This window comes from Microbacterium sp. P03 (assembly GCF_043556235.1).
Taxonomy (GTDB): Bacteria; Actinomycetota; Actinomycetes; order Actinomycetales; family Microbacteriaceae; genus Microbacterium.
Map to the genome: position 1 here is coordinate 1,351,482 of NZ_JBIGIM010000001.1, position 23,482 is coordinate 1,374,963.

The 23,482-nt window shown below is 68.7% G+C and carries 21 protein-coding genes; 9 read left to right on the forward strand and 12 right to left on the reverse strand.

Annotated elements, in window-relative coordinates:
* Positions 1–26: 26 nt before the first annotated feature.
* From ACFXOO_RS06550 to dut, 3 genes are read right to left on the reverse strand one after another with little or no spacing between them, the layout of a single operon-like run.
* Entirely contained in the window at positions 27–776 is a 750-nt protein-coding gene (locus ACFXOO_RS06550) for a DUF3159 domain-containing protein (protein ID WP_394563075.1), read from the reverse strand.
* A gap of 56 nt (positions 777–832) precedes the next feature.
* The gene (locus tag ACFXOO_RS06555; protein WP_394563077.1) at positions 833–1,453 is read right to left on the reverse strand and encodes a DUF3710 domain-containing protein; all 621 of its coding nucleotides are present in this window, start codon (positions 1,451–1,453) and stop codon (positions 833–835) included.
* Positions 1,450–1,905, reverse strand: coding sequence for a dUTP diphosphatase (gene dut, locus ACFXOO_RS06560; protein ID WP_378839624.1), 456 nt, complete (start codon positions 1,903–1,905; stop codon positions 1,450–1,452). The genes ACFXOO_RS06555 and dut overlap by 4 nt, the downstream gene beginning before the upstream one ends.
* Positions 1,906–1,944: 39 nt before the next feature.
* Between dut and ACFXOO_RS06565 the strand changes: the two genes are divergently transcribed.
* Positions 1,945–2,409, forward strand: a complete 465-nt coding sequence (locus ACFXOO_RS06565; RefSeq protein WP_378850460.1) for a DUF3093 domain-containing protein — start codon at positions 1,945–1,947, stop codon at positions 2,407–2,409.
* Between the two features lie 12 nt (positions 2,410–2,421).
* Here the strand turns inward: ACFXOO_RS06565 and ACFXOO_RS06570 are convergent, their stop codons facing one another.
* Positions 2,422–2,712 carry a DUF4193 domain-containing protein gene (locus ACFXOO_RS06570; RefSeq protein ID WP_378850457.1) on the reverse strand — a complete coding sequence of 97 codons (291 nt, stop codon included), beginning with the start codon at positions 2,710–2,712 and terminating at the stop codon, positions 2,422–2,424.
* A 229-nt stretch (positions 2,713–2,941) separates the two neighbouring features.
* On the opposite strand from ACFXOO_RS06570, the gene sepH reads away from it, so the two are divergent.
* A complete protein-coding gene (sepH, locus tag ACFXOO_RS06575) occupies positions 2,942–3,994 on the forward strand; it encodes a septation protein SepH (protein WP_394563078.1) in 1,053 nt (350 codons plus the stop codon).
* Between the two features lie 21 nt (positions 3,995–4,015).
* On the opposite strand, the gene ACFXOO_RS06580 is transcribed toward sepH, so the two are convergent.
* Positions 4,016–5,146 carry an alkaline phosphatase family protein gene (locus tag ACFXOO_RS06580; protein ID WP_378839634.1) on the reverse strand — a complete coding sequence of 377 codons (1,131 nt, stop codon included), beginning with the start codon at positions 5,144–5,146 and terminating at the stop codon, positions 4,016–4,018.
* Between the two features lie 84 nt (positions 5,147–5,230).
* Here ACFXOO_RS06580 and ACFXOO_RS06585 point away from each other — a divergent pair, with 84 nt between their 5' ends.
* The gene (locus ACFXOO_RS06585; protein WP_378839636.1) at positions 5,231–7,699 is read left to right on the forward strand and encodes a DNA topoisomerase (ATP-hydrolyzing) subunit A; all 2,469 of its coding nucleotides are present in this window, start codon (positions 5,231–5,233) and stop codon (positions 7,697–7,699) included.
* A gap of 17 nt (positions 7,700–7,716) precedes the next feature.
* Here ACFXOO_RS06585 and ACFXOO_RS06590 read toward each other — a convergent pair whose 3' ends face one another.
* Positions 7,717–9,798 (reverse strand): type IIA DNA topoisomerase subunit B, encoded by a 2,082-nt coding sequence (locus ACFXOO_RS06590; RefSeq protein ID WP_394563079.1) that lies wholly within the window; start codon positions 9,796–9,798, stop codon positions 7,717–7,719.
* Positions 9,799–9,969: 171 nt separating this feature from the next.
* Between ACFXOO_RS06590 and ACFXOO_RS06595 the strand changes: the two genes are divergently transcribed.
* On the forward strand, positions 9,970–10,194 hold the full coding sequence (locus ACFXOO_RS06595) for a hypothetical protein (RefSeq protein ID WP_378850449.1): 225 nt from the start codon (positions 9,970–9,972) through the stop codon (positions 10,192–10,194).
* Positions 10,195–10,299: 105 nt separating this feature from the next.
* On the opposite strand, the gene ACFXOO_RS06600 is transcribed toward ACFXOO_RS06595, so the two are convergent.
* Positions 10,300–11,361, reverse strand: coding sequence for an alanine racemase (locus tag ACFXOO_RS06600; protein ID WP_394563080.1), 1,062 nt, complete (start codon positions 11,359–11,361; stop codon positions 10,300–10,302).
* On the reverse strand, positions 11,358–12,056 hold the full coding sequence (locus ACFXOO_RS06605; RefSeq protein ID WP_394563081.1) for an alanine racemase C-terminal domain-containing protein: 699 nt from the start codon (positions 12,054–12,056) through the stop codon (positions 11,358–11,360). The genes ACFXOO_RS06600 and ACFXOO_RS06605 overlap by 4 nt, the downstream gene beginning before the upstream one ends.
* Positions 12,057–12,100: 44 nt before the next feature.
* On the opposite strand from ACFXOO_RS06605, the gene ACFXOO_RS06610 reads away from it, so the two are divergent.
* Positions 12,101–13,123, forward strand: a complete 1,023-nt coding sequence (locus ACFXOO_RS06610; RefSeq protein WP_394563082.1) for a sugar-transfer associated ATP-grasp domain-containing protein — start codon at positions 12,101–12,103, stop codon at positions 13,121–13,123.
* Between the two features lie 66 nt (positions 13,124–13,189).
* Here the strand turns inward: ACFXOO_RS06610 and ACFXOO_RS06615 are convergent, their stop codons facing one another.
* From ACFXOO_RS06615 to ACFXOO_RS06625, 3 genes are all read right to left on the reverse strand, one after another.
* A complete protein-coding gene (locus tag ACFXOO_RS06615) occupies positions 13,190–13,888 on the reverse strand; it encodes a coenzyme F420-0:L-glutamate ligase (RefSeq protein ID WP_394563083.1) in 699 nt (232 codons plus the stop codon).
* Positions 13,888–15,402 carry an RNA polymerase sigma factor gene (locus ACFXOO_RS06620; protein ID WP_378851299.1) on the reverse strand — a complete coding sequence of 505 codons (1,515 nt, stop codon included), beginning with the start codon at positions 15,400–15,402 and terminating at the stop codon, positions 13,888–13,890. The genes ACFXOO_RS06615 and ACFXOO_RS06620 overlap by 1 nt, the downstream gene beginning before the upstream one ends.
* 158 nt (positions 15,403–15,560) lie before the next feature.
* Complete coding sequence (locus ACFXOO_RS06625) at positions 15,561–16,475, reverse strand: proteasome assembly chaperone family protein (RefSeq protein ID WP_378839656.1); 915 nt, start codon at positions 16,473–16,475, stop codon at positions 15,561–15,563.
* Positions 16,476–16,563: 88 nt separating this feature from the next.
* On the opposite strand from ACFXOO_RS06625, the gene ACFXOO_RS06630 reads away from it, so the two are divergent.
* The 3 genes from ACFXOO_RS06630 (at position 16,564) to sucB (ending at position 21,247) form a co-directional block, all read left to right on the forward strand.
* Positions 16,564–18,042, forward strand: coding sequence for a leucyl aminopeptidase (locus ACFXOO_RS06630; protein WP_394563084.1), 1,479 nt, complete (start codon positions 16,564–16,566; stop codon positions 18,040–18,042).
* Positions 18,039–19,412, forward strand: coding sequence for a dihydrolipoyl dehydrogenase (gene lpdA, locus ACFXOO_RS06635; protein WP_394563085.1), 1,374 nt, complete (start codon positions 18,039–18,041; stop codon positions 19,410–19,412). The genes ACFXOO_RS06630 and lpdA overlap by 4 nt, the downstream gene beginning before the upstream one ends.
* Positions 19,413–19,486: 74 nt before the next feature.
* Positions 19,487–21,247 (forward strand): 2-oxoglutarate dehydrogenase, E2 component, dihydrolipoamide succinyltransferase, encoded by a 1,761-nt coding sequence (sucB, locus tag ACFXOO_RS06640; protein WP_394563087.1) that lies wholly within the window; start codon positions 19,487–19,489, stop codon positions 21,245–21,247.
* A 1-nt stretch (position 21,248) separates the two neighbouring features.
* Here sucB and ACFXOO_RS06645 read toward each other — a convergent pair whose 3' ends face one another.
* Positions 21,249–22,625 carry a hypothetical protein gene (locus ACFXOO_RS06645; RefSeq protein WP_394563088.1) on the reverse strand — a complete coding sequence of 459 codons (1,377 nt, stop codon included), beginning with the start codon at positions 22,623–22,625 and terminating at the stop codon, positions 21,249–21,251.
* A gap of 127 nt (positions 22,626–22,752) precedes the next feature.
* Between ACFXOO_RS06645 and ACFXOO_RS06650 the strand changes: the two genes are divergently transcribed.
* Complete coding sequence (locus tag ACFXOO_RS06650) at positions 22,753–23,463, forward strand: DUF4191 family protein (protein ID WP_378839670.1); 711 nt, start codon at positions 22,753–22,755, stop codon at positions 23,461–23,463.
* Positions 23,464–23,482: the final 19 nt, after the last annotated feature.

Here is a 23,482-nt window from a genome sequence, read left to right on the forward strand (position 1 = left end):
TTTATCTTGATATCAAGATAAATGTATCACTTGGCGGTGGCGGGGTAGAGCGCCCGCACGGCGAGCCAGGTGACCGCTATCAGCGGTGCGAACAACGGCAGCCCCATGACCAGCTTGAGCGTCCCGAGCGCCGCGACGTCGTCGGCGAAATACAGCGGAAGCTGCACGATCAGGCGCGCCGCGAAGAGCGCCGCCCACGCGATCGCGAGCCAGAAGAACACCCGGCGCTTGCGCTTGTCGCGCCGCCAGGCGACCCCCTCCCCCATGAGGAAGCCCGCCGCCAGACCGATCAGCGACCAGCCGGTCACCGCCGACACCAGGAAGGCCGCGCCGTACACGGTGTTCGTGATGAACCCGGGGATGAAGTTGTTGCTGGCTTCGCCGGTGAACGCCGCGAACGCGGCGGCGACACCCGCAGCGATGAGGCCTCCCAGCGCGGCATTGACCGGCTGGCGTGCGATCAGGCGAGCCACGGTGAACAGGGCGGCCACACCGACCGACAGACCCAGCGAGAGCCAGAGGTTGCCGTCCTGCGTCGCCGGATCGATGGTCAGCGTGTACACGACGATGAAGACCAGGCCGGGCACCACCGACTCGATGACCCCCCGCCAGCCGCCCATCGCGCTCCACACGACATGGCCGGTGCTCTTGCCTTTGGCCGTGGCCGGATCCATGCCTGCCCGACGGGCGGCGTTCCCCAGGGCCGCGCCGAGAAGTGCCGACGCCGTGGGTTGGTCCTCCGCCGCCGCATCGTCAGTGCCGCTCGCACCATCCACCGGCACCCGACTCGATCGCCGTGATTCGGCCGGACCGTCGGTGGGCGCTGCGCCGGTCACGCGGTACCCGGCGTTGCGGGCATGCGCAGCGGGATGAGGTCACGGGGGGGCATGGGCGTGCCTCCGCGTACGACCACGATCGACCGGAAGAGGTCTTCGATCTTCGCTGCGGCGTCGACGTCGCTCGTCCCGGCACCGCCGATGACGCCCCGTAGGAACCACCGGGGTCCGTCGACGCCGACGAACCGCGCCAGTCTTTTGCCCGCCGTGCCGTCGGCCGCCGCCACCGGCACTTCGGCGAGCAGCTCCGACCCCAGCGGGCCCTCGCGTTCCTCGACACGGCCGCCCTGCGATCGGATCTGCTCCCGGATCTGGTCGCGGGTCTCAGCCCACAACCCCGTCGTCCGCGGTGCGGCGAAGGGCTGGACCTGCAGGGTGGAGTCTGCGTAGTCCAGGCCGACGGCCACGATGCGCTTCGTCTGCTCTTCGACTTCGAGGCGCAGGTTGAGGCCTTCGCGCGGAAGGATCTTGATGCCGCCGAGGTCGATGTACGGACGCACCGGGTTCGCTTCGGACTCGTCGAACGGTCCGTCGGTGGCGCGATCCAAGGTGGCCGCGCGGGTCGTGCCGGCATCAGCCGTCACATCGGCGCTGTTTGTGGGGGTCGAATCGGTCATGACTGACTTCCTTGCTGGGTCTGATATCCGGTGGAGCCGAAGCCGCCGGCGCCTCGCGTGCTGTCCGGGAGCTCGTCGACCGGGATGAATCGTGCCTGTGCGACCGGCATCACGATCAGCTGGGCGATACGGTCTCCCGGCGCGATCTCGTAGGCGTTCACGCGATCGGTGTTCAGGAGCGCGACCTTGATCTCGCCCCGGTACCCCGCGTCGATGGTGCCGGGGGAATTGACGATCGTAATGCCGTACTTGGCGGCCAGTCCGCTGCGCGGCACCACGAAGGCCGCGTGGTCCGCGGGGAGGGCGATACGCACTCCGGTGGCCACGAGGGCGCGCTCCCCCGGCTCGAGGCGGACAGCCTCGCGGGCGACGAGATCGGCGCCGGCATCGCCCGGATGCGCGTAGGCCGGGACCTCAGGCGCGATAATGAGGACGTCCACGGTTTCAGCCACGCAACGAGGGTAATGCAGAAGACAGTGCGGAGTATCCGAGTGAAGTCAGCTCCCGTCTACCGGGAACGATTGGGGCCGTCGCTCTGGGCGATGGTCGCTGCGGCGCTGAGCGCGCCGATGGCGGCGCTCGTGTTCGTGCAGGTCAACCCCACCCTCGCGCTCGCGGTGGGCGCCGTCGTGGGGGCGGCCATCATCGCGTTGATGATCGCCGGCTCCCCGGTCGTCGAGATCCGTGACGGATGGCTGTACGCCGGGCGGGCGCACATCGAGGTCCGCCACCTCGGCGGCACCGAAGTGTTCCGCGGCGATGAGGCACGCGCAGCCCGCGGTGTCGGTCTGCACCCGAGATCGTGGCACGTCATCCGCGGCGGGATCGACGGGATCGCCGTCATCGAAGTGACCGATCCCGACGACCCGTGTCCGTCGTGGGTCATCTCCTCGAGGACCCCCGACAGACTGGCGGCGGCCGTCCGTTCCACGGAGGCCGCCGCGTCCAGAGCCTGATCGGCTCTTCTGTCAGGCGCATTCCTTGCAGATGGGCCCGCCTGCACTGTCGTGGTCGAGCTGTGAACGATGCTTCACGAGGAAGCAGTTCGAACAGGTGAATTCGTCTTCCTGAGCGGGGAGCACGACGACGTCGAGCTCGAGATCCGACAGGTCGGCGCCGGGCAGTTCGAAACCCGAGGGGTTGTCGGCGTCTTCGACGTCGACCGACCCTGAGAGTTTGTCGGGAACCCGCTCCTTGAGGGCCTCGATCGACTCGCTGTCGTCCTCAGTTTTGCGGGGGGCGTCGTAATCCGTGGCCATGCGTAAGCGTCTCTTCTTTCCCAGATATCGGTGCTTCACCCTTCCGGGCGGGCACAGTTTGCACGACCGAACAGCTTTTCGCAAATGCGATCATCTCGATCCGGCGGAGTTCCGGAGGCGGTGGTGTCGGTCGCCCCGTGAAACTCGCGGCGCGCCCGCGATATTCCCGGGCCCGGGGACGCGCTGTGACAGCATGGTCGACACACCGCCGGATCGGAGAGGCGTTCGCATGGAACAGCTCAAAGTCATCGGAACCGAGGACGACAGATTCGTCCTGGCGACCGAATCGGGCGAGCGATTCTCGCTCGCCATCGACGACGTGCTGCGCGGCGAGATCCGCCGGGCACGCCGTGAACGCGAGACCGATGCGCCGACGAAGCGCGCGAGTCCACGCGAGATCCAGGCCCATGTCCGCGCCGGCCTGTCCACTGAGGAAGTGGCGGCCCTTCTCGACACCCGCGTCGAAGACGTCGTCCGCTTCGAAGGCCCGGTCCTTGCGGAGCGCGAGCACGTCGTCGGCCAGGCCCTCGCCGTCCCGGTCCTGCTGGGAGCTGAGCTCGAGCCCGACGCTCTGCCGACGTTCGGCGCCGCCGTGCGCGCGAAACTCGCCGAAGCCGGCGGCACGGGCGAACGATGGACCAGTTGGAAAGAGACGTCGGGATGGATCGTCAAGCTGGAGTTCTCCGCAGGCGGCGTCGACCACGACGCTCGCTGGGGGTTCGACCCGAGACGCACGATCCTGTCGCCGCTGAACGCGGACGCTGTCCAGTTGTCGCGTCAGGGGTCATTGCCTGACGGTCTCATCCCGCGGTTGAGGGCACTGGAGGTCACGCCCGCGAAGGACGACACCCGCTTCCACAGCGGCGCCTTCGGACCCCGTCGACTGCCAGATCCGGAAGCCGACCTCACCGCACCGGAGGTGCCCGCTCCCGCCGCCCCCGCCGTGCAGCATGCCGCCATCAAGCGTGCGCCCGACGCGCCGGTCGCTTCCGCGGAGACGGCCGACCTGCTCGAGGCTCTCCGTCGACGTCGCGGCCAGCGGGAGCCGTTGCCCGGTCTGGACGTCCCGCCGCCTGCCCGCTCCCAACCGAAGCCGATGGCGCTGTTCGACGCCCTCGAGCCCGGCTACGACGAAAAGCCCGCTGCTGCGGAACGAGACAAGGCGAAAGCCGAAGTGGAAGCCGCCATCGCCGCGAACGACTCCGGTGCTCGACGCAAGGGTCGATCGTCGATGCCGTCGTGGGACGAGATCGTGTTCGGCGCTCGCACCGACGAGAACTGAGCGGCGCAGCGCGACGCCGACTCAGGCGTAGGCGCCCAGCCGCAGCATCGGCACGGAGCGCTCCTCATCGGTCAGCGAGCCGTGCTGACCGACCATCCTCTGCGGGCCCTTGTCGAGCAGTCGATCGTCGTAGTAGGCCACCTGAGCGCGCGCGGCGACCATCACATCTCCGATCCGACCGAGCACCGGCTCTGCGACGTGCCGCCCGAACAAGCCCCGCGCGATCGCCTCGTCGCGGGAGAACACCCACGAACGACCGGACTCGGCCGCGGTCCACCGGTCCTGGACGCGGGACGCCTCTCCCGCCTCCGCATAGAGGTGGAGCATCCGCGGTTCTCCACCGATCAGCCGCACGCCCTCGAGCAGCGCGTCTCCCTCCGACAGCAGCACCTGGCGGTGTCGCGGCACATCGACCATGCCGTGATCGGCCGTGAGCACCGCACCCACGCCGCGGGGCAGTGACGCCTGCAGTGCGAGGGCCGCGCGGTCGACGAGTTCGAGCGTGGTGCCCCACTCGTCCGACTCCCAGCCGTAGCGGTGACCCGCGCTGTCCAGCTCCGGCGCGTACAGATACACCAGCGCGCCGGGATGCTGCGCCGCCGCGTCGGCCGCCAGCTCGACGCGCTCGATCAGGTCGTCTGCCACGCGGAACGTGGCTCCTCGCAGCGTCGCCTCGGTGAAGCCCGATCCGAGGTACTCGGCTCTCGACACGACGAAACATGGCCGACCCCGCGCGGCCTCGCGTTCCATGATCGGGGTGCAGCGCTGCCAGGTCGTGGGCGACAGGCCGTCGGTCTCCCACCCCTTCAGCTGGTTGGGCACGTCGTCCGTGCCGGGCACCCGCGCGCGGTAGCCGACGATGCCGTGCTCCCCCGGCCACTCGCCGGTCAGGAGGCTCGTCAGAGCCGCGGCTGTCGTGGAGGGGAAGACGGTGCGGGCGACGTCCTTCTTGGTCGACAGCGGCGCGAGGAAACGCGCGTGCCCGGCGCGGCCTGCGAGGTTGCGCGCACCCAGCCCGTCGACGACGAACACGACGGCGCTGTCGGCGGGCGCGAACCACTCGGAGGAGGCGCTCAAGGACGCCAGCAGCTGCGGGAGCACCTCGGTGAGGCTCCGGGCGCGGGGAGGCTCCGCGGGTAGGCTGGGGGTCATCAGGGTCAGTCTCCCACATGGGGTGGGAGCGATCCGTCGGCGCTCGGACAGGGCGCGTCCGAGTCCCCCACCGCCGGAAGCAGTATGCCCGCATCTCCCCCGCCGCCGCCCGCATCCGAGCGCGCCCCCGAACGCATCGAGGACGTCGACGTCTCGGCCGAGATGCAGGGCTCGTTCCTCGAGTACGCGTACTCGGTCATCTATTCGCGGGCGCTGCCCGACGCGCGCGATGGGCTGAAGCCCGTCCAGCGCCGCATCCTCTACCAGATGTCCGAGATGGGCCTGCGGCCCGACCGAGGACACGTCAAGAGCGCGCGCGTCGTCGGCGAGGTGATGGGCAAGCTCCACCCGCACGGCGACACGGCCATCTACGACGCGCTGGTGCGCCTCGCACAACCGTTCTCACTGCGTGTCGCACTGGTGGACGGTCACGGCAACTTCGGGTCGCTGGACGACGGCCCCGCCGCCTCGCGCTACACCGAGGCGCGCCTCGCACCGGCGGCGCTCGCGCTCACACAGGACCTCGACGAGGACGTCGTCGACTTCATCCCGAACTACGACGGGCAGTTCCAGCAGCCCGAAGTGCTTCCCGCCGCCTTCCCCAATCTGCTCGTCAACGGCGCCACGGGGATCGCGGTCGGCATGGCCACGAACATGGCGCCGCACAACCTCGTCGAGGTCGTGAGCGCAGCGGTCCACCTGCTGCACCATCCTTCGGCGACGGTCGAGGAGCTGATGGAGTTCGTGCCCGGACCCGATCTTCCGTCCGGCGGCATCATCGTCGGGCTCGACGGCATCAAGGACGCCTACACCAGCGGGCGCGGCAGCTTCCGGACGAGGGCGAAGGTGTCGATCGAATCGATCGGACCACGGCGGATGGGTATCGTCGTGACAGAGCTGCCGTATCTCGTCGGCCCGGAGCGGATCATCGAGAAGATCAAGGACGCCGTGGGAGCGAAGAAGCTCACCGGTATCGCCGATGTCACGGACCTCACCGACCGTCACCACGGACTGCGTCTCGTGATCGGCATCAAGACGGGTTTCGAGCCGACCGCGGTCCTCGAGCAGCTGTATCGCCTGACTCCGCTCGAAGATTCCTTCAGCATCAACAACGTCGCCCTGGTGAACGGCCAGCCGCAGACCCTCGGCCTCCGCGAGCTGCTGCGCGTCTACCTCGAACACCGTCTCCAGGTCATCACCCGACGCAGCCGCTACCGCCTCGCCCGCAGACGGGAGCGATTGCACCTCGTCGAAGGTCTGCTCATCGCGATCCTCGATATCGACGAGGTCATCCAGGTCATCCGCGGGTCCGATGACAGCGAGCAGGCCCGCACCCGGCTGATGGACGTGTTCGACCTGTCGGAACGGCAGGCCGAGTACATCCTCGAGCTGCGCCTGCGCCGCCTGACCCGGTTCTCCCGGATCGAGCTCGAGGCCGAGCGCGACGCGTTGAAGGCAGAGATCGCCGAACTCGAGACGCTGCTCGCCAGCGACACGCTGCTCCGCGCGCTGGTGGCGAAGGAGCTGGAAGCGGCGGCGGAGACCTACGGCACACCGCGGCGGACGCTCCTGCTCAACGGCGGTCCGGTGACCGCTCGATCGTCGCGGTCCGCGGCGCCGGCCGACCTGCAGATCGCGGATGCCCCCTGCCGGGTGTTCCTCTCGGCCACCGGTCGGATGGTCCGCGCCGAGATGACGGCTGACGTGCCCCACGGCGGAATCGTGCCGCCCGCGCGACGCTCCAAGCACGACGCCGTGCGTTCATCGGTCGATACGACCACCCGCGGAGACATCGGGGCGGTGACCAGCACCGGGCGGCTCGTGCGTTTCACGCCGGTCGACCTGCCCTCGGTGCCCGGTAACTCCGTGCAGCTCAGTGCGGGAACCCGCGCCGAGCAGTATCTCGGTCTGGGCAAGGACGAGCATCTCGTGGCTCTCGTGCCCCTGACGGACGACCCACCCATCGCCCTCGGAACGGCGCAGGGCGTCGTGAAACGCGTCTCGGCTTCGGAGCTCGCAGCCAAGCACGACGTCGAGATCATTTCTCTCAAACCGGGCGATCGGGTCGTGGGCGCGGCCGCCGCCCCGGACGACGTCGAGCTCGTCTTCATCACCACGGATGCGCAGCTCCTCCGGTTCGACGCCGACGCCGTGCGCCCGCAGGGCCGTGCCGCGGGTGGAATGGCGGGCGTCCGCGTGAGCCCGGGCGAGAGCGTCGTGTTCTTCGGGGCCGTCGCGAAAGATGCCGCCGACCCGGTCGTGATCACCATCGCCGGGACCACGCAGGCATTGACCGGCGCCGACCCCGGCACAGGCAAGGTCTCGGCGTGGGACGAGTTCCCGCCGAAGGGACGCGCCACCGGCGGTGTTCGAGCGCAGCGCTTCCTGCGAGGCGAGGACACCATCACCCTGGCCTGGGTGGGACCCTCCCCCGCGCGTGCCGTCGGTGCGGACGGGTCGGTCCGTGCGCTGCCGGACGCGGGCGCGAAGCGCGACGCCTCGGGTCAGCCGCTCGACGGTGTGGTCGGAGCGATCGGCTCCGCGGTCGGCTGATCCGCCGACGCAGCGCGTCAGGCGTCGATGCGCTCGCGCGAGAGCCCGGCCGACGACTCCACGATGAACTCCTTGCGGGGGGCGACGTCGTTGCCCATGAGCAACTCGAACACGGTCGCCGCCGACTCCGCGTCCGAGACGCGCACGCGGCGCAGCATCCTGCCGGCCCGGTCCATCGTCGTCGTCGCGAGCTGTTCGGCGTCCATCTCGCCCAGTCCCTTGTAGCGCTGGATCGGCTCCTGCCAGCGCTTACCCGCTTTGGTGAGCTTCGCCAGTAGCGCGTGCAACTCCTGCTCGGAGTAGGTGTAGATCGTCTCGTTCGCCTTGGAGCCGGCGTTCACGACGATCACGCGGTGCAGGGGCGGAACCGCCGCGAAGACACGACCGTCCTCGATCAGCGGTCGCATGTATCGGAAGAACAGCGTCAGCAGGAGCGTCCGGATATGGGCACCGTCGACGTCGGCGTCGCTCATCAGGATGATCTTGCCGTAGCGGGCGGTGTCGAGGTCGAAGGTGCGCCCCGAGCCGGAGCCGATCACCTGGATGATGGACGCGCACTCGGCATTGCCGAGCATGTCGCTCACCGACGCCTTCTGGACGTTCAGGATCTTGCCTCGGATGGGAAGCAGCGCCTGATACTCGCTGTTGCGGGCGAGCTTCGCTGTTCCGAGCGCGGAGTCGCCTTCGACGATGAACAATTCGGAGTCGCCCACGTCGTTCGACCGGCAGTCGACGAGCTTTGCGGGCAGCGACGAGGACTCCAGCGCGTTCTTGCGCCGCTGCGTCTCTTTGTGGGCACGCGCCGAGATGCGCGCCTTCATCTCCGAGACGACCTTGTCGAGCAGCAGAGCGGTCTGAGCCTTGTCGTCCCGCTTCGGCGAGGCGAACAGCGCGGTCAGTTCCTTCGAGACGACGTTCGAGACGATCTGGCGAACGGCCGGTGTGCCCAGCACTTCTTTGGTCTGACCCTCGAACTGCGGCTCCGGGAGACGCACCGTCAGCACGACGGTCATGCCCGCGAGGATGTCGTCCTTCTCGATCTTGTCGGTACCGACCTTCAGCCGACGCGCGTTCTGCTCGACCTGCCCCCGCAGCACCTTCATCAGGCCGGCTTCGAATCCCTGCTGATGGGTACCGCCCTTCGGCGTGGCGATGATGTTCACGAAGGACCGCATCACGGTGTCGTATCCGGTGCCCCAGCGGAGCGCCACATCGACGACGCACTCGCGGTCCACCTCCGTCGGGATCATCGCCCCGGTGGCCTGCAGCACGGGCACGGTCTCGGCGAACGTACCGGTGCCTGTCAGCCGCCAGGTGTCGGTCACCCCCGCGTCCGGCGCGAGGAAGTCCGCGAACTCTGAGATGCCGCCGTCATAGCGATAGCTCGTCTCGACCGGCGCCTCGCCGCTCGGCACGCGACGTTCGTCTCGGATGACCAGCTCGAGCCCGGGGACCAGGAACGCCGTCTGACGTGCCCGCTGCTCCAGCTCGTCGAGGTGGAAGGTCGCGTCCTTCGTGAAGATCTGCCGGTCTGCCCAGTAGCGGATGCGGGTGCCCGTGACGCCACGCGGTGCCCGGCCGGCCACCCGCAGCTCGGAGCTCTTCTCGAAGGGTGTGAAGACGGCATCCGGGCTCTCACCGGCGAAGTTCCCCGGCTCGCCGCGGTGGAACGACATCGCCCAAGTCTTGCCGCCGCGATCGACCTCGACGTCGAGACGTTCCGACAGGGCATTCACCACGGATGCCCCGACACCGTGCAGTCCGCCGGAGGCCGCGTAGGACCCTCCACCGAACTTGCCGCCGGCGTGAAGCTTCGTGAAGACGACTTCCACGCCCGTGAGTCCCGTGCGGGGTTCGATGTCCACGGGGATGCCGCGAGCGCGGTCCCGGACCTCGACGCTGCCGTCCGCGTGCAGGACGATCTCGATGCGACTGCCGAAGCCTCCGAGCGCCTCATCGACGGAGTTGTCGATGATCTCCCACAGGCAGTGCATGAGCCCTCGGGAATCGGTCGAGCCGATATACATGCCGGGGCGTTTGCGAACGGCCTCGAGGCCCTCGAGCACCTGCAGGTGATGGGCGGAATACTCGGAGGTCACAGTCCTCAAGCTTAAGCGCGGTCCCGACACCGGTTCGGCAGACACTCAGCGGGGCATTCCCACGTACGCGCACAGCGAAATGTCATTGGATCGCGGCATTATCGAAACAATGCCGTGGTTGTATGTCATGCACCTGCAACAGCACGCGACACGTCGAGGAGGCCACCGAAAATGAACACTATTTCCCGCACATCCGAGCCCACCGCCGTTCTCGAATACCGCCTGAGCGCGATCGACCGCTGCGATTCCTGTGGAGCACAGGCGTACATCGCCGCAGAGGTCAACGGCAGCGAATTGCTGTTCTGCGCTCACCACGGACGCAAGTACGAAGAGAAGCTCCGCGGCATGGCGACCACGTGGCACGACGAGACGTCGCGTCTGTCTGAGACCGCCTGACTTTCAGCGTCAGAGAACCGGGTCCGGGAGCGTCGCGCTCCCGGACCCGGTTCTTCGTTCGCCGGCTTCGCCGACCGGGTCACGCCGTGCTCACACAGGCCGTGCTCACACAGGGAGCGTGCCGACGTACCGACGGGGAACGGACGGGGAGATGCGCACCGCGATCTCCTCGCCGATCGTTCCGATCGACTCGGCCAGATCGGTCGCCGTCGACGTCGTACCGCCGAGGCCGCCGTAGACCTCGACGATCTGCCCGGGCGCGGAGTCCGGCCAGGGGTCGACGATGGTCTGGTCGGCGTCGATCCGCCGAACCACGCGCTGTCCGGCAGGAGTGGTGACCGAGAAGCGACCCGCCAGCGCCGACGGCAGACCGTCGAGCGCCCCCACCGCGAGGTGCACCCCGTGCTCGGAGACGGATACGACACGCGTGCGGAGTGACCCGATCGGCCGCAGGCCGAGTGCTGTCTCGTCGGGACCGCCGCCCGGCCGGATGCCGTAGCAGAACGCTCCCACCCGCACCATGTCCTGGCGGAATCCGGGGCGGGCGAACGACGCCGCGCTCGCGGCGAGATGCCGCCACTCCGGCGACAGTCCGGCCTCGATCGCCTGGGAGCACGCTCGGTCGAACACGGCTCGCGCGTGGTCATCCTCTTCATCGGATGCCTCGGCCAGATGGCTCCACAGGCCGGCGACATGCACGACGCCGCTGGTCTGGAGTTCGGCGGCGCGTTCGACGAACGCCGGCCACTCCTCGGGGCGCACGCCGTTGCGGTGAAGCCCTGAATCGATCTTGAGGTGCACGCGGGCGACCGCCCGTCGCAGGCGGGCGATCGCCGCCACGTCCTCGAGCAGGTCGCGATCGCCCACGCCGACGTCGAGGTCTTCGGCGAGAGCGAGCTCCACGTCGTCGCGGTTGCCGGCGAGCCAGACGAACACCCTCGCGCGCATGCCCACGGCTTCGCGCACGGCAGCGCCGGTTCGTGCGTCGAAGGCCCCGAACCACCGCACCCCCGCCGCGTGGGCCGTCGGGACGACACGGTCGAGGCCGTGCCCGTACGCGTCATCCTTGACGACGAGCATCAGCTCGGCGGGAGCGACCGCCCGCTGCACCGTGGCGATGTTCGCTCGGAGCGCCTCGAGGTCGACGACCAGTTCGGTGACGTTCATGTCCCGACGATCCGGTACGCGCGCTGACCCACCACCGTCACGATCTCGCGCGGGGTGAGCCCGGTGACCGTCGCCCAGGCGGCAAGCGAGGGCTCACCGGCTGCGGGGTCTCCGAAGAAGACGGCCTCGTCACCGCGCCGCACGAGGGCGTCGCCGACATCGACGACGCAGACATCCATCGCCACCCGACCGACGATGCGGTGCAGGACGCCACCGATGGCGATGTCGACGTGATTGCCGAGCGTCCGCACGACGCCCTGGGCGTAGCCACCCGTCACGAGGGCCACGTGGGTGTCCGTCGGCGCATGGTGCGTGTAGCCGTACGAGACGCCCTCTCCGGCGAAGAGGCGCTTGACGCTCAGCACGGCCCCGGTCAGGCGCAGCACCGGCCGGCCTTCCGAGCCGGGAAGACCGAACAGCGACGCCGCCGCGGCCTGCCACGGCGAGGTCTTGCGCAGTGGGCCGTCGGCCACGAGCGATCCGCCGGCGGCACCCTGCGCAGCCTCATCGACGACAGCGGCGCCGTGCCCCCAGGCATCGTGCGTGAGTGCGCCGACGAGAGCCGTGATGGCACCGGTCCGACTGAGCAGCGCGACGTTCGCCTGCAGCGCGGATGCCGAGATCGTCGCCGTCGGCGCCGTGCGACGAGCGGTCGCGCCAGCCGACGGCGGGTGCTCGGCGGTCTCGGATGTCACGCCGTCTAGACTAACCGGGTCCCCGTCACGACCCTGGAGAACGCATGCCCCGCACCGGCCTCGGCCTCACGCCCCGCCTTCGATACCTCGTCGGTCGAGCCCGCCGGATCGACGTCGGCTCCGTGGTCGAACGCGCCGGCGAGGCCTCCGCTCAGCACGGCAAATGGAAGCCGGCTGTCGTCGCCGACATGCTGTGGCAGGCCGGATTCCGCAACGTCGGCTTCCAGGACTACATCGACTACGACTTCGCGATCCTGAACCGGGACGAGCGGTCGACGTTCATGACGCACCCGGTTTCGAACCAGCTCTCGCAGAAGTACGACGACCCGGCGTTCCGCCATATCTTCCAGGACAAGGTCGAGTTCGATCGGGTCTTCAGCGACCACCTGAAGCGTGAGTGGATGGTCGTCGATGACGGGAACGCCGACGACGTGCGATCCTTCGCCGAGCGGCTCGGCACCATCGTCACGAAGGAGCCTGTCGGTCAGGCCGGCACCGGTGTCCACCGCTACCACGCGGCGGACATCGAGGATTGGGACGCGTTCCATCGTGGTCTGCGTGACCGCGGCGAGCTGCTCATCGAAGAGGTGATCCGCCAGCACGACGATCTTGCGGCGGTATGCCCCGGCACGGTGAACACCACTCGGGTGACGGCGTTCTTCGACGGCGAGCAGACCCACATCCTCGCCATGGCGCAGAAATTCGGACGCGGTGCCGTCAGTGATCAGATGACCTACGGCGGCTTCTACACGATGCTCGATGAGCGTGGCCACGCCGTCGGCGCCGGCTACGACTCGCACGGGCACGTGCATGTGCGGCATCCGGATTCGGACTTCCCGATCGCCGACTTCCAGCTTCCGATGATCGACGAGGTGATCGCCTTCGTCGATCGTGTCGCACGCGTGGTCCCGCAGGTGCGCTACGTGGGCTGGGACATCGTCGTCACCCCCGAGGGCCCTGTGCTCGTGGAGGGCAACTGGGGCGCTGGTGTGTATGAGAACAAGCCCAGCGTCACCGGCATCCGTACGGGCCACAAGGGCAGATACCGCGAGGCGATCGGATTCTGAACGGCCCGCCCCCGGCGGACGACGAAGCCCCGTTCCGAGGAACGGGGCTTGTGTCGGGTCATCCGCTCAGGCGGGACGGATCACTCCGAGCGGAGTGGATTCGTGGCCCTGACCCAACGGGTTGTCTTTCAAGATCGTGACGAGGCGTCGCTCCGCGGCTTTGTCGAGTGTCGACCCGAGGATGTTCCCGCCGAGGTCGTTGATGTCGACCACAGCCACTTCGGCGGACCCGCCGAGCAGCGCCTTGAGCCGCGTAGCCACCTCACGGGGCTTCTCCGGCCCCAGCACGACCGCCTCGTTGTACGGCGGGATCGTGCCCTTCGTGGGCCCGTCGATCGCCCGCGCCTTATCGCCGGCCACGCGATAGAAGTCGCCCTTACGGCCGAACACCTTCGTCACGGCCGACACGCCGGCTGCGAAGAGGATCCGAGGCGTACCGCACTCGCGCAATGCCATCTCCATCGTCTCGGGCATGCCCAGGCCGATGCCGTAGGGCGTGCGCACGACGAACTTCGAGAGGAAGAACGCCAGCTTGCGCGGCTGGATCGAAGCGATGGGATACGACCGTCCCTGCGTGATCGCGACGATCTTCTCGGTCACGAACAGGGTGTCCCCCGGCTGCACGACACCGCGCGCGTAGTCCTCGATGAAGGCGTCGAGGTCATCACCCGGCATGACGACACGGGTGCGCACGGGTATGCGCGCGTACGTGGTGCCGTCGACCGTGACGGTGAGCGCCTTGCCGGCGTTCGATTCGTACAGCATCACTCGAGATAGTCGCGCAGCGACTGCGAACGGGACGGATGCCGCAGCTTCGCCATCGTCTTCGACTCGATCTGACGGATACGCTCGCGGGTCACGCCGAAGGTGTCGCCGATCTGATCGAGGGTCTTGGGCTGACCGTCGCCGAGACCGAAGCGCATGCGGATGACGCCCGCCTCACGCTCGCTCAAGGAATCCAGCAGCGACTCCAGCTGACGCTGGAGCATCGTGAACCCCACCGCGTCGGCGGGCACCACGGCCTCGGTGTCTTCGATGAGGTCGCCGAACTCGCTGTCGCCGTCCTCACCGAGAGGCGTGTGCAGGGAGATCGGCTCACGGCCGTACTTCTGAACCTCGATGACCTTCTCAGGGGTCATGTCCAGTTCGCGGCTGAGCTCCTCAGGCGTGGGTTCGCGACCCAGGTCCTGCAGCATCTGACGCTGCACGCGGGCCAGCTTGTTGATGACCTCGACCATGTGGACGGGGATGCGGATCGTGCGGGCCTGGTCGGCCATGGCACGGGTGATCGCCTGACGGATCCACCACGTCGCATACGTGGAGAACTTGAAGCCCTTCGTGTAGTCGAACTTCTCCACCGCACGGATCAGACCGAGGTTGCCCTCCTGGATGAGATCCAGGAACTGCATTCCACGACCGGTGTAGCGCTTCGCGAGGGATACGACGAGGCGGAGGTTCGCGCCCAGGAGGTGCGACTTCGCGCGCTGACCGTCACGAGCCACCCACTGCAGGTCGAGTCCCACCTGCTTGGACTTCTCCGCCGCCGTCATGTGCGAGAGCTTCTCCTCGGCGAAGAGTCCCGCCTCGATGCGCATGGCGAGCTCGACTTCTTCGGCCGCATTCAGCAGCGGAACTTTGCCGATCTGCTTGAGGTAGTCCTTGACGGGGTCTGCCGTCGCACCGGTGATCTGCGTCGAGTACACCGGGACATCGTCTTCGTCGCTCGATGAGATGACGATCGCACCTGTGGGCAGGGGCTCGGAGAACGCGGGCTTCTTCTCGTCCTCGTCGTCCTCCTCCTCCACCGTCTCGGCTTCGGCGGGCTCCGCCTCGGCAGGCTTCTTCGCGCGGCCGGCCTTGGCGACAGGCGCCTCCTCGGTGTCGTCGGCGTCGTCGACGGCGTCTTCGTCGATCTCGACGTCGACGAGCTCTTCGTCGGCCGGCGCCTCGTCGTCGTCACCCTTTTTCGCGGTGCTCTTCTTGGGGGCAGCCGTCGTCTTCTTCGCGGGCGCCTTGGCGGCAGCCGTCTTGGGCGCAGCGGCTTTCGCTGCGGGGGCCTTCGCGGCGGGCTTCTTCGCCGTCGTCGCCTTCGCCGGTGCGCTCGGGGCGTCCACGGCCTCATCGACGGCGTCGACGGTCTTCGCCGTACGGGAACGGGTGGGAGTGTTCGTGCCTGCGGTCACGGTTCGCCTTTCACCGGCGGACGTGTGCGGACGTCCATCGGTCGTGTTTCGGACACTAGTAAGACCCTTGTCAAGTCCTCGTCCTGCGGGAGTGATCCTGCGGGACTGGTTGACAACGGGTCAGGTTGTACAGTATCTCACACCTTACGCGCGCTATCCGCACGGACAGCGCGCTGCGATGGGGAGACCTCGGATACAACCTGCGAGAGCCCGCCCGCATTCCCCCCGGCGGGGTGAGGCAGGGCTCGACGGGCTCAGCGGTCGTCGTCGCCGCTCGGCCGATTGGCGAGGAATCTCTCGAGCTCCGCTGCCAGCTCGTCCGCGCTGGGCAGATCGCCCGTGTGGATGATCGGCGTCGCGAGCGTGGAGCCGGCCATGTAGGAGTCGTAGCGCTCTTCGAGGCCCTGCAGCATGCGGGAGAGCTCGTCGTTGCCGCTGACCTGTTCCGTCACCTTCTCGAGGTACTCGCGGTTCTCTTCGCGCAGCTCCTCCCCCGCGAACACCAGACCGGTCGCGGCGGTGAGGGCATCCAGGCCGGCGAGGGTCGCCGCCGGATACTCGGTGTCGGCCAGATAATGCGGCACGAGCAGGACGAATCCCGCGATGCGCGCGCCGACCTCAGCGAAGCGGTACTCGAGGAGGTGGCCGACGGTCGCGGGCACCTGCGTGTGGGGCTGCCACACCGAGTGGGCGGCGGTGAGTTCCGATCGAGTGCCGCTCACCGTGGTGCCGATGGGCCGCGTGTGGGGAACCGGCATCGGGATCGCGTGCACCCAGGTGACCGACGACACGGCGAAGGAATCGGCCAGTGCGAGCACGGCCTCGGAGAACGCATCCCAGACGAAGTCGGGCTCATAGCCGGCTAGAACCAGGAAGGGACTGCCTTCCGCGTCGTGGGCCAGAGACAGTTCCAGGCGCTGCGGCCGGTAGTCCGTCAGATGGTCCTGTTCGAAGGCGACGGTGGGGCGCCGCGCCCGGTAGTCCAGCAGGACATCATTCGAGAAGACGGCCAGGGGTGTGGGGTCGAGGTCGTCGCGCACATAGTCGACCAGACCGGATACGGCGCTTCCGGCGTCGGTGAATCCGGTGAGGGCGATCACGAGCGGTAGACCCGCCGGCACGGAGGGCGCAGCGGTCGCGCGCACGAACAAAGACGCGGGCCAAGGCATGCCTCCACTCTACGAGGGGTGATCTGCGCCCAGACGCGTCGCACTCCCGCTCACAGCGAACACGACGAGCGAACCTAGGATGGAGCCCATGTCGTTTCCGGACCTGAGCTGCACATCCGCGCCCATTTTGAAATCGGAGGCCGACGCGATACTGCTGGCGCTGCCGCCGCTCGATCGCGAGGACGCCCCCGCTCTGGAGGGGTGGCCGGGCGTGAGAGACGCCCTCCTCGCGATCGGTTTCACGGGCGCCCCGTCCTCCTTCGTCCGCGTCTACGCGCCGGAGTCGACCGCGAAGCCGCTGGCGGTCGTCGGCACCGGTCACGCGCCCGACGCCGCAGCCGTCCGCGACGCCGTGGGAACCGGCATCCGCCTTCTCACCGGCTACACGACCGTCGCGATCGCCGCGCCCCTCGCCGACCCCGCTCTGTGGCGCCACGCGGCCGAGGGCGCGACGCTGGGCGGGTACCGATTCGACGCGTACAAGAGAGAGGCCCCCGCGCCGCGTGCCGCACATGTCGTCGTGCACACGGACGAGGAGGTGGGTGACGACGCCGTGGCCGCGATCACCGCGGCGGCATCCGCCGTCGCCCTCGTGAAAGACCTCGTGGGCATCCCCGCGGAGTGGCTCGGGCCCGAAGATCTGGCCCGCCGCGCGACGGAGTCCGTGGCGGATCTTCCCATCACCGTCGAGGTGCTGGATGAGGATCGACTCGCCGCCGAGGGATACGGCGGCATCCTCGGTGTCGGGCAGGGATCGGATCGCCCGCCGCGGCTCGTGAAGCTGGACTATTCACCCCCGTCCGCCACCCGGCACATCGCTGTCGTCGGCAAGGGGATCACGTTCGACACCGGCGGCCTCTCCCTCAAGCCGCCCGCCGGCATGGTCGGGATGAAGTACGACATGTGCGGAGCCGCGACGGCACTCGCCGTGGTGCGCGCGGCCGCGCAACTCGGACTGCCCGTGCGGGTGACGGGATTCCTCTGCATCGCCGACAACATGCCTTCGGGGAGGGCGATCCGCCCGGGCGATGTTCTGCGGGTGCTGGACGGCACGACCGTGGAGGTGCTGAACACGGACGCCGAGGGACGCCTCGTGCTCGCCGACGGCCTGGTCGCCGCCAGTCGGACGCGGCCCGACCTCATCGTGGATGTCGCCACGTTGACGGGCGCGATCACGGTGGCGCTCGGCAATCGCCACACCGGTGTGATGGGCGACGACGGTGCGGTGCGGGAGTACCTCGACGCCGCGACGAGCGTGGGCGAACTGGCCTGGCAGCTCCCCCTCCCCGCGCACATGGTCGACGAGCTCGACTCCCCCATCGCCGACCTGCAGAACGCGAAGATCGGCGACACCGCCGGAGGGTCGCTGTTCGCCGGCCTCTTCCTGCAGCACTTCGTGGGTCGTGTGGGCGACGAGAAGGATGCGCCCCGCATTCCGTGGGTGCATCTGGACATCGCCGGCAGCGGCATGAACAAGGGCAGCGGGTTCGGGTTCACCGACAAGGGGACGACCGGTGCGACCGTGCGATCGCTGATCCACCTCCTCGCCTCCGAGGCCGCCAAGTGACGGATCGCAGCTTCGACCTGGTCGTCCTCGGCGGCGGCAGCGGCGGCTATGCCGCTGCGATCCGCGCCGCCGAGCTGGGCAAGACCGTCGCGCTCGTCGAGAAGGACAAGCTCGGCGGAACGTGTCTGCATCGCGGATGCATCCCGACGAAAGCTCTGCTCCACGCGGCGGAGGTTGCGGATGCCGCCAGGGACTCCGCGTCGTTCGGCGTGCGTGCGACCTTCGACGGGATCGATGTCGCGGGCGTGCGGAAATATCGTGAGGGCATCGTCGCCAAGAAGTTCAAGGGCCTCGAGGGACTCATCGCCACGCGCGGCATCACGGTTGTGCGTGGGGAGGGCACACTCGTGTCCGGTCCCGCGGTCCGCGTCGGCGAGGACCGGTACGTCGGCGGTGACGTCGTCCTCGCCACCGGGTCGTACAGTCGATCGCTGCCCGGCCTGGAGATCGGCGGACGGATCCTGACGAGCGAGCAGGCGCTGCAGCTCGACGAGGTCCCCCAGCGTGTCGTGATCCTCGGCGGGGGCGTCATCGGGGTGGAGTTCGCGAGCGTCTGGCGCTCCTTCGGCGCCGACGTCACCGTCATCGAGGCGCTCGAGCACCTCGTTCCGAATGAGGATGTCACCTCGAGCAAAGCGCTCGAGCGCGCGTTCCGCAAACGCGGTATCGGCTTCTCGCTGGGTGTGCGATTCGCCGGAGTGACGCAGACGTCCGACGCCGTCGCCGTCACGCTCGAGGACGGCAAGACCTTCGAAGCCGACTACCTGCTCGTCGCGGTCGGCCGCGGCCCTTCGACCGCCGGCCTCGGCTACGAGGAGGCGGGTGTCGCACTCGAACGGGGGTTCGTCGTCACTGACGACCGCCTGCGCACGAACGTGGAGCATGTCTGGGCGGTCGGTGACATCGTGCCGGGCCTGCAGCTGGCGCATCGTGGATTCCAGCAGGGAATCTTCGTCGCGGAGGAGATCGCCGGACTCCGCCCGGTCGTCGTGCCCGACCTGCACGTCCCCAAGATCACCTACAGCAGCCCCGAGGTGGCCTCCGTCGGGCAGACCGAGGCCCAGGCTGTCGCCGCGCTCGGCGTAGACGCAGTCGTCGCATACGAATACAACCTGGCGGGCAACGGCAAGAGCGAGATCATCGGCACGACCGGCATCGTCAAGGTGGTCCGGGCGAAGCAGGGTCCGGTGCTCGGCGTGCACCTCGTCGGAGACCGCGTCGGCGAGCTCATCACGGAAGGTCAGCTCTCCGTCGTCTGGGAGGCGCACCCCGAGGACATCGCCCCGTTCCTGCACGCACACCCGACGCAGAGCGAAGCCCTGGGCGAAGCCTTCCTGGCATTGGCCGGCAAGCCGCTTCACGCGCTCTGACGTGCCGCGCGACGCGAGGGCACGCCGCATCACTAAGCTAGAAACGACATCGAAATCTTGAAGGAGACATCGTCATGAGCACTTCTGTGGTCCTCCCCGCGCTCGGAGAGAGCGTCACCGAGGGAACGGTGACCCGCTGGCTCAAGCAGGTCGGCGACACGATCCAAGAAGACGAAGGCCTCCTCGAGATCTCGACCGACAAAGTCGACACGGAGATCCCTTCGCCCGTGAGCGGCGTGCTCGAAGAGATCCTCGTCCAGGAGGACGAGACCGTCGAGGTCGGCGCCGTCCTGGCGAAGATCGGTGACGGGTCCGAGGCCGGCAACGCCGCTCCCGCCGCCACCGAGGAAGAGGCACCCGCCGCTCCCGAGCCTGAAGCCGCTCCGGTAGAGGCCCCGGCACCGGCAGCCGCTGAGCCCGCACCCGCCTCTGCGCCGCAGGGCGAGGGAACAGATGTCGTGCTGCCCGAGCTCGGCGAGAGCGTCACGGAGGGTACGGTCACGCGCTGGCTGAAGGAGGTCGGCGACCACGTCGACGTCGACGAGCCGCTCCTCGAGATCTCCACTGACAAGGTCGACACCGAGATTCCGTCACCCGTCGCCGGCACGCTCCAGGCCATCCTCGTGAAGGAGGACGAGACCGTCGAGGTGGGCGCCGCTCTTGCGCGCATCGGAGACGGCGCCGCTCCCGCGGCCGCCGCCCCCGCGCAGGAGGCACCGGCCGCACCCGCCCCAGCGGCGCCGGCCGAGACCGCGCCCGAGGCGCCGTCGACCGAGAAGCCCGTCGAAGCCGACAAGCCGGCTCCGGCCGCACCTGCCGCGGAAGCACCCGCACCCGCCCCCGCGGCGCCTGCCGCAGCCGCACCGGCTCAGAAGGCCCCTGCGGAGCCTGCTCCGGCAGCATCCGTCTCCGACGACGACACCATCACGTACGTGACGCCCCTGGTTCGACGTCTCGCCCAGCAGCAGGGCATCGACCTCGCGACCGTCACCGGAACGGGCGTCGGCGGTCGTATCCGCAAGGAGGACGTGCTCAAGGCGGCTGAGGCGGCATCCGCGCCGGCTCCCGAGACCGCGGCGGCGGCGGCGCCCGCCGCGCCTGCCGCCGTCGAGGTCTCCCCGTTGCGGGGCACCACCCAGCCGATGTCTCGTCTGCGCAAGGTCCTCGCCGAGCGTGCGGTGGCCTCGATGCAGGCCACCGCCCAGCTCACGACCGTGGTCGAGGTCGACGTCACCAAGCTTGCGACGTTCCGCGACAAGGTGAAGAACGAATTCCTGAGCAAGACCGGCGACAAGCTCTCGTTCCTGCCGTTCTTCGCCCTGGCGGCGGCCGAGTCCCTGCAGGCCTTCCCCGTCGTCAACGCGACCGTGGATGGCACGAACATCGTCTACCCGCCCACGGAGAACCTCTCGATCGCCGTGGACACCGAGCGGGGCCTCCTGACGCCCGTGCTCCGCGACGCGGCGACCAAGAACCTCGCGCAGATCGCGCACGAGATCGCCGACCTGGCGGCCCGCACGCGTGACAACAAGCTCAAGCCCGACGAGCTGGGCGGTGGCACGTTCACGCTGACGAACACAGGATCGCGCGGAGCCCTGTTCGACACTCCGGTGGTCTTCCTCCCCCAGTCCGCGATCCTCGGTACCGGCATCGTCGTCAAGCGTCCCGGTGTGGTGTCGGTGGACGGCAAGGATGCGATCTCCGTCCGCTCCTACGTCTACCTCGCGCTGTCGTACGATCACCGGATCATCGACGGATCGGACGCCGCCCGCTTCCTCGGCGCCGTCAAGACCCGGCTCGAGGCCGCACAGTTCGAGGCTCAGCTGGGCATCTGAGTCACCCTTCCTGCTTCGCGACATCATGGATGTCGCGAAGCAGGAATCGGTCATCCAGGCGGACGACGATCACGAGCTGGGATGCGACCGAGCTGTCGCGGGCATCGACTCTGAGGACGGCCGCTCCGCCGAACTCGTCGAGCAGGGTGACGACGTGTGATGCCGCGGGGAGATCGGCTGCGCCCTTCGGGTGCACCTCCCACGGGTCTTCCATGACCTCGGACAGGCAGGCGGGATCATCCCCGCAGCCCGCTCTCACCGTCAGAAGTTCACCGGCAGTGCTCACCCATTGCTCGGCGCCGACATCCGGCGGGGGCGGCGCCGAGTCCGCTGTGGTGGGTTGTTCCTCGCCGGCAGCAAGGGGTCCGGCCGTCGGGGTCGGGGTCGCCGTGGATGCGCTCTGTGATGCTGCTCCCGCGGATGCCGGCGCCGTGTCTCCCGCCGGCCACATCACGCCGACACAGATGACGACGGCGGCGCTCACCGCGGCCATGACCCACGGCCTACGAATCGGCCCCGCACTCTTCGACCGCAGACGACGCCAGATGCGCATCGTCATCCGGGAGGCGGTGTCTGCGAGATCCGCGTCGACATGACGCGCGATCAGCGCCAGAACACCGCCCTCCTTCACCGCTGCCATGTCGTCGTCGTCTGCCGTGGGACTCGACGGACTGATCGGGCGCGAGAGCACCGGAGCCAGGATCGCCGTGGCGAGGGGCAACGGTGCGGCCGCAGCGAACGCCCTGGTCTCCCACTGCTCGATCGACCGCAGCAGGCGACGCGGCTCGGCGAGCAACTCGGCGGCGGCGGCGAAAACCGGCCGAAGCGAGGACGACGCTTCGTCGGTGATGAGCGTGCAGAGCCGCATCGTCGAACTGTCAGCGGACGCCCGGTCGCGATCGCCCACCGTGTCCGTGCCGGTCCGGCCCGCTCCCGCCGCGAACATCGGCCGGCCGCCGTCGATCAGCCACCATTCGCCGGCCAGGGGGTCGCGCGGCGTGCGCTCCACCCATTCCGAGGCACCGCGCATGAGGCTCACCGCCAACGTCACGGCCTCGCCGTCGCTGAGCGGCGCGCCGATCGCCGTCCTCCGTCGCAGGAATGTCTCGACGGTCTCGGTGCAGACGGGCAGCGCGACGTCGTGACCATCTGCCCGTCGGAGCACATCGATCGGGGCCAGCAGATGCCCGTGGGCACGAGCGTCCCACCCTCGCCACAGAGGGCCGAGGACATCCGCGTCCACCAGCACGCACATCTGCCCTCCCGGCATCCGGGTCAGCATTCCCGGCCAGGGGGTGTCGGGGCGATCTACGTCCCTGATGGTCCGATAGCCGCGCAGCAAGCCGTCGGTGTCGGCGTCTGCGGTCTCGGGGAGCATGCGTCGAGTGTGGGTCGCGGCGCGCTCAGGTGGCTTGCGCCCCTCTGCTTCTGTGCATCGTCGCACTCCAGCAACGGCTGTGGAGGAACCAACCCAGATCGCGAGACCGAAAAGGTACGCTGGACTCATGGCAGCCCGCACCACCACGCCCGAAAAGCGCCCAGGTTTCTTCTCACAGCTCCGCTCCCTGTTCACCTTCACGCGGAGCGCCTATCCGTGGCTGCCGTGGGTGCTCGTCGGCGTCCTGCTCCTCGGCATCGGCATCGGCGTGCTCGTCGGCTTCCTGCTCCCGCCGGTCGCCGTGTGGAGCATCATCCTGTGGGGTCTGACGGGCCTGATGCTGGGTCTGCTCGGCTCACTGATGACCATGACGCGACTGTCGACCACCGCGATGTACAAGAAGATCGATGGGATGCCCGGCGCTGCCGGTCACGTGCTGAGCTCGTCGCTCGGACGGAACTGGCAGGCCAGCGAGACGCCGGTGGGCATCAACCCGAAGACGCAGGAGGCCGTCTACCGCACGATCGGGCGCGGCGGCGTCGTCATCGTCGGCGAGGGTGCCCGCGGGCGGCTCACGCGACTGGTGAACGAGGAACGATCCAAGGTCCAGCGCGTCGCGAACGGCGTCCCGATCACGGTGATCTATCTCGGACACGGCGCCGATGATGTGCCCATCGGCAAGCTCGCGCCCACGATCAAGTCGCTGCCGAAGAAGGTCGATCGCGCGACGATGGCCGCGGTGATCAAGCGGATCGATTCGGTGTCGCAGTCGCTCGCGTCCCTCCCCATCCCGAAGGGCATCGACCCGACGAAGGCCCGCGCACCGCGGCCGCGCTGACTCCGTCACGCGAGCCGTC

Coding starts and splice junctions, on each gene's coding strand:
- ACFXOO_RS06555 (WP_394563077.1), bottom strand. CDS start 1,453: ATGACCGATTCGACCCCCACAAACAGCGCCGATGTGACGGCTGATGCC.
- ACFXOO_RS06570 (WP_378850457.1), bottom strand. CDS start 2,712: ATGGCCACGGATTACGACGCCCCCCGCAAAACTGAGGACGACAGCGAG.
- sepH (WP_394563078.1), top strand. CDS start 2,942: ATGGAACAGCTCAAAGTCATCGGAACCGAGGACGACAGATTCGTCCTG.
- ACFXOO_RS06580 (WP_378839634.1), bottom strand. CDS start 5,146: ATGACCCCCAGCCTACCCGCGGAGCCTCCCCGCGCCCGGAGCCTCACC.
- ACFXOO_RS06585 (WP_378839636.1), top strand. CDS start 5,231: ATGCCCGCATCTCCCCCGCCGCCGCCCGCATCCGAGCGCGCCCCCGAA.
- ACFXOO_RS06595 (WP_378850449.1), top strand. CDS start 9,970: ATGAACACTATTTCCCGCACATCCGAGCCCACCGCCGTTCTCGAATAC.
- ACFXOO_RS06600 (WP_394563080.1), bottom strand. CDS start 11,361: ATGAACGTCACCGAACTGGTCGTCGACCTCGAGGCGCTCCGAGCGAAC.
- ACFXOO_RS06610 (WP_394563082.1), top strand. CDS start 12,101: ATGCCCCGCACCGGCCTCGGCCTCACGCCCCGCCTTCGATACCTCGTC.
- ACFXOO_RS06615 (WP_394563083.1), bottom strand. CDS start 13,888: ATGCTGTACGAATCGAACGCCGGCAAGGCGCTCACCGTCACGGTCGAC.
- ACFXOO_RS06625 (WP_378839656.1), bottom strand. CDS start 16,475: ATGCCTTGGCCCGCGTCTTTGTTCGTGCGCGCGACCGCTGCGCCCTCC.
- ACFXOO_RS06630 (WP_394563084.1), top strand. CDS start 16,564: ATGTCGTTTCCGGACCTGAGCTGCACATCCGCGCCCATTTTGAAATCG.
- sucB (WP_394563087.1), top strand. CDS start 19,487: ATGAGCACTTCTGTGGTCCTCCCCGCGCTCGGAGAGAGCGTCACCGAG.
- ACFXOO_RS06645 (WP_394563088.1), bottom strand. CDS start 22,625: ATGCTCCCCGAGACCGCAGACGCCGACACCGACGGCTTGCTGCGCGGC.
- ACFXOO_RS06650 (WP_378839670.1), top strand. CDS start 22,753: ATGGCAGCCCGCACCACCACGCCCGAAAAGCGCCCAGGTTTCTTCTCA.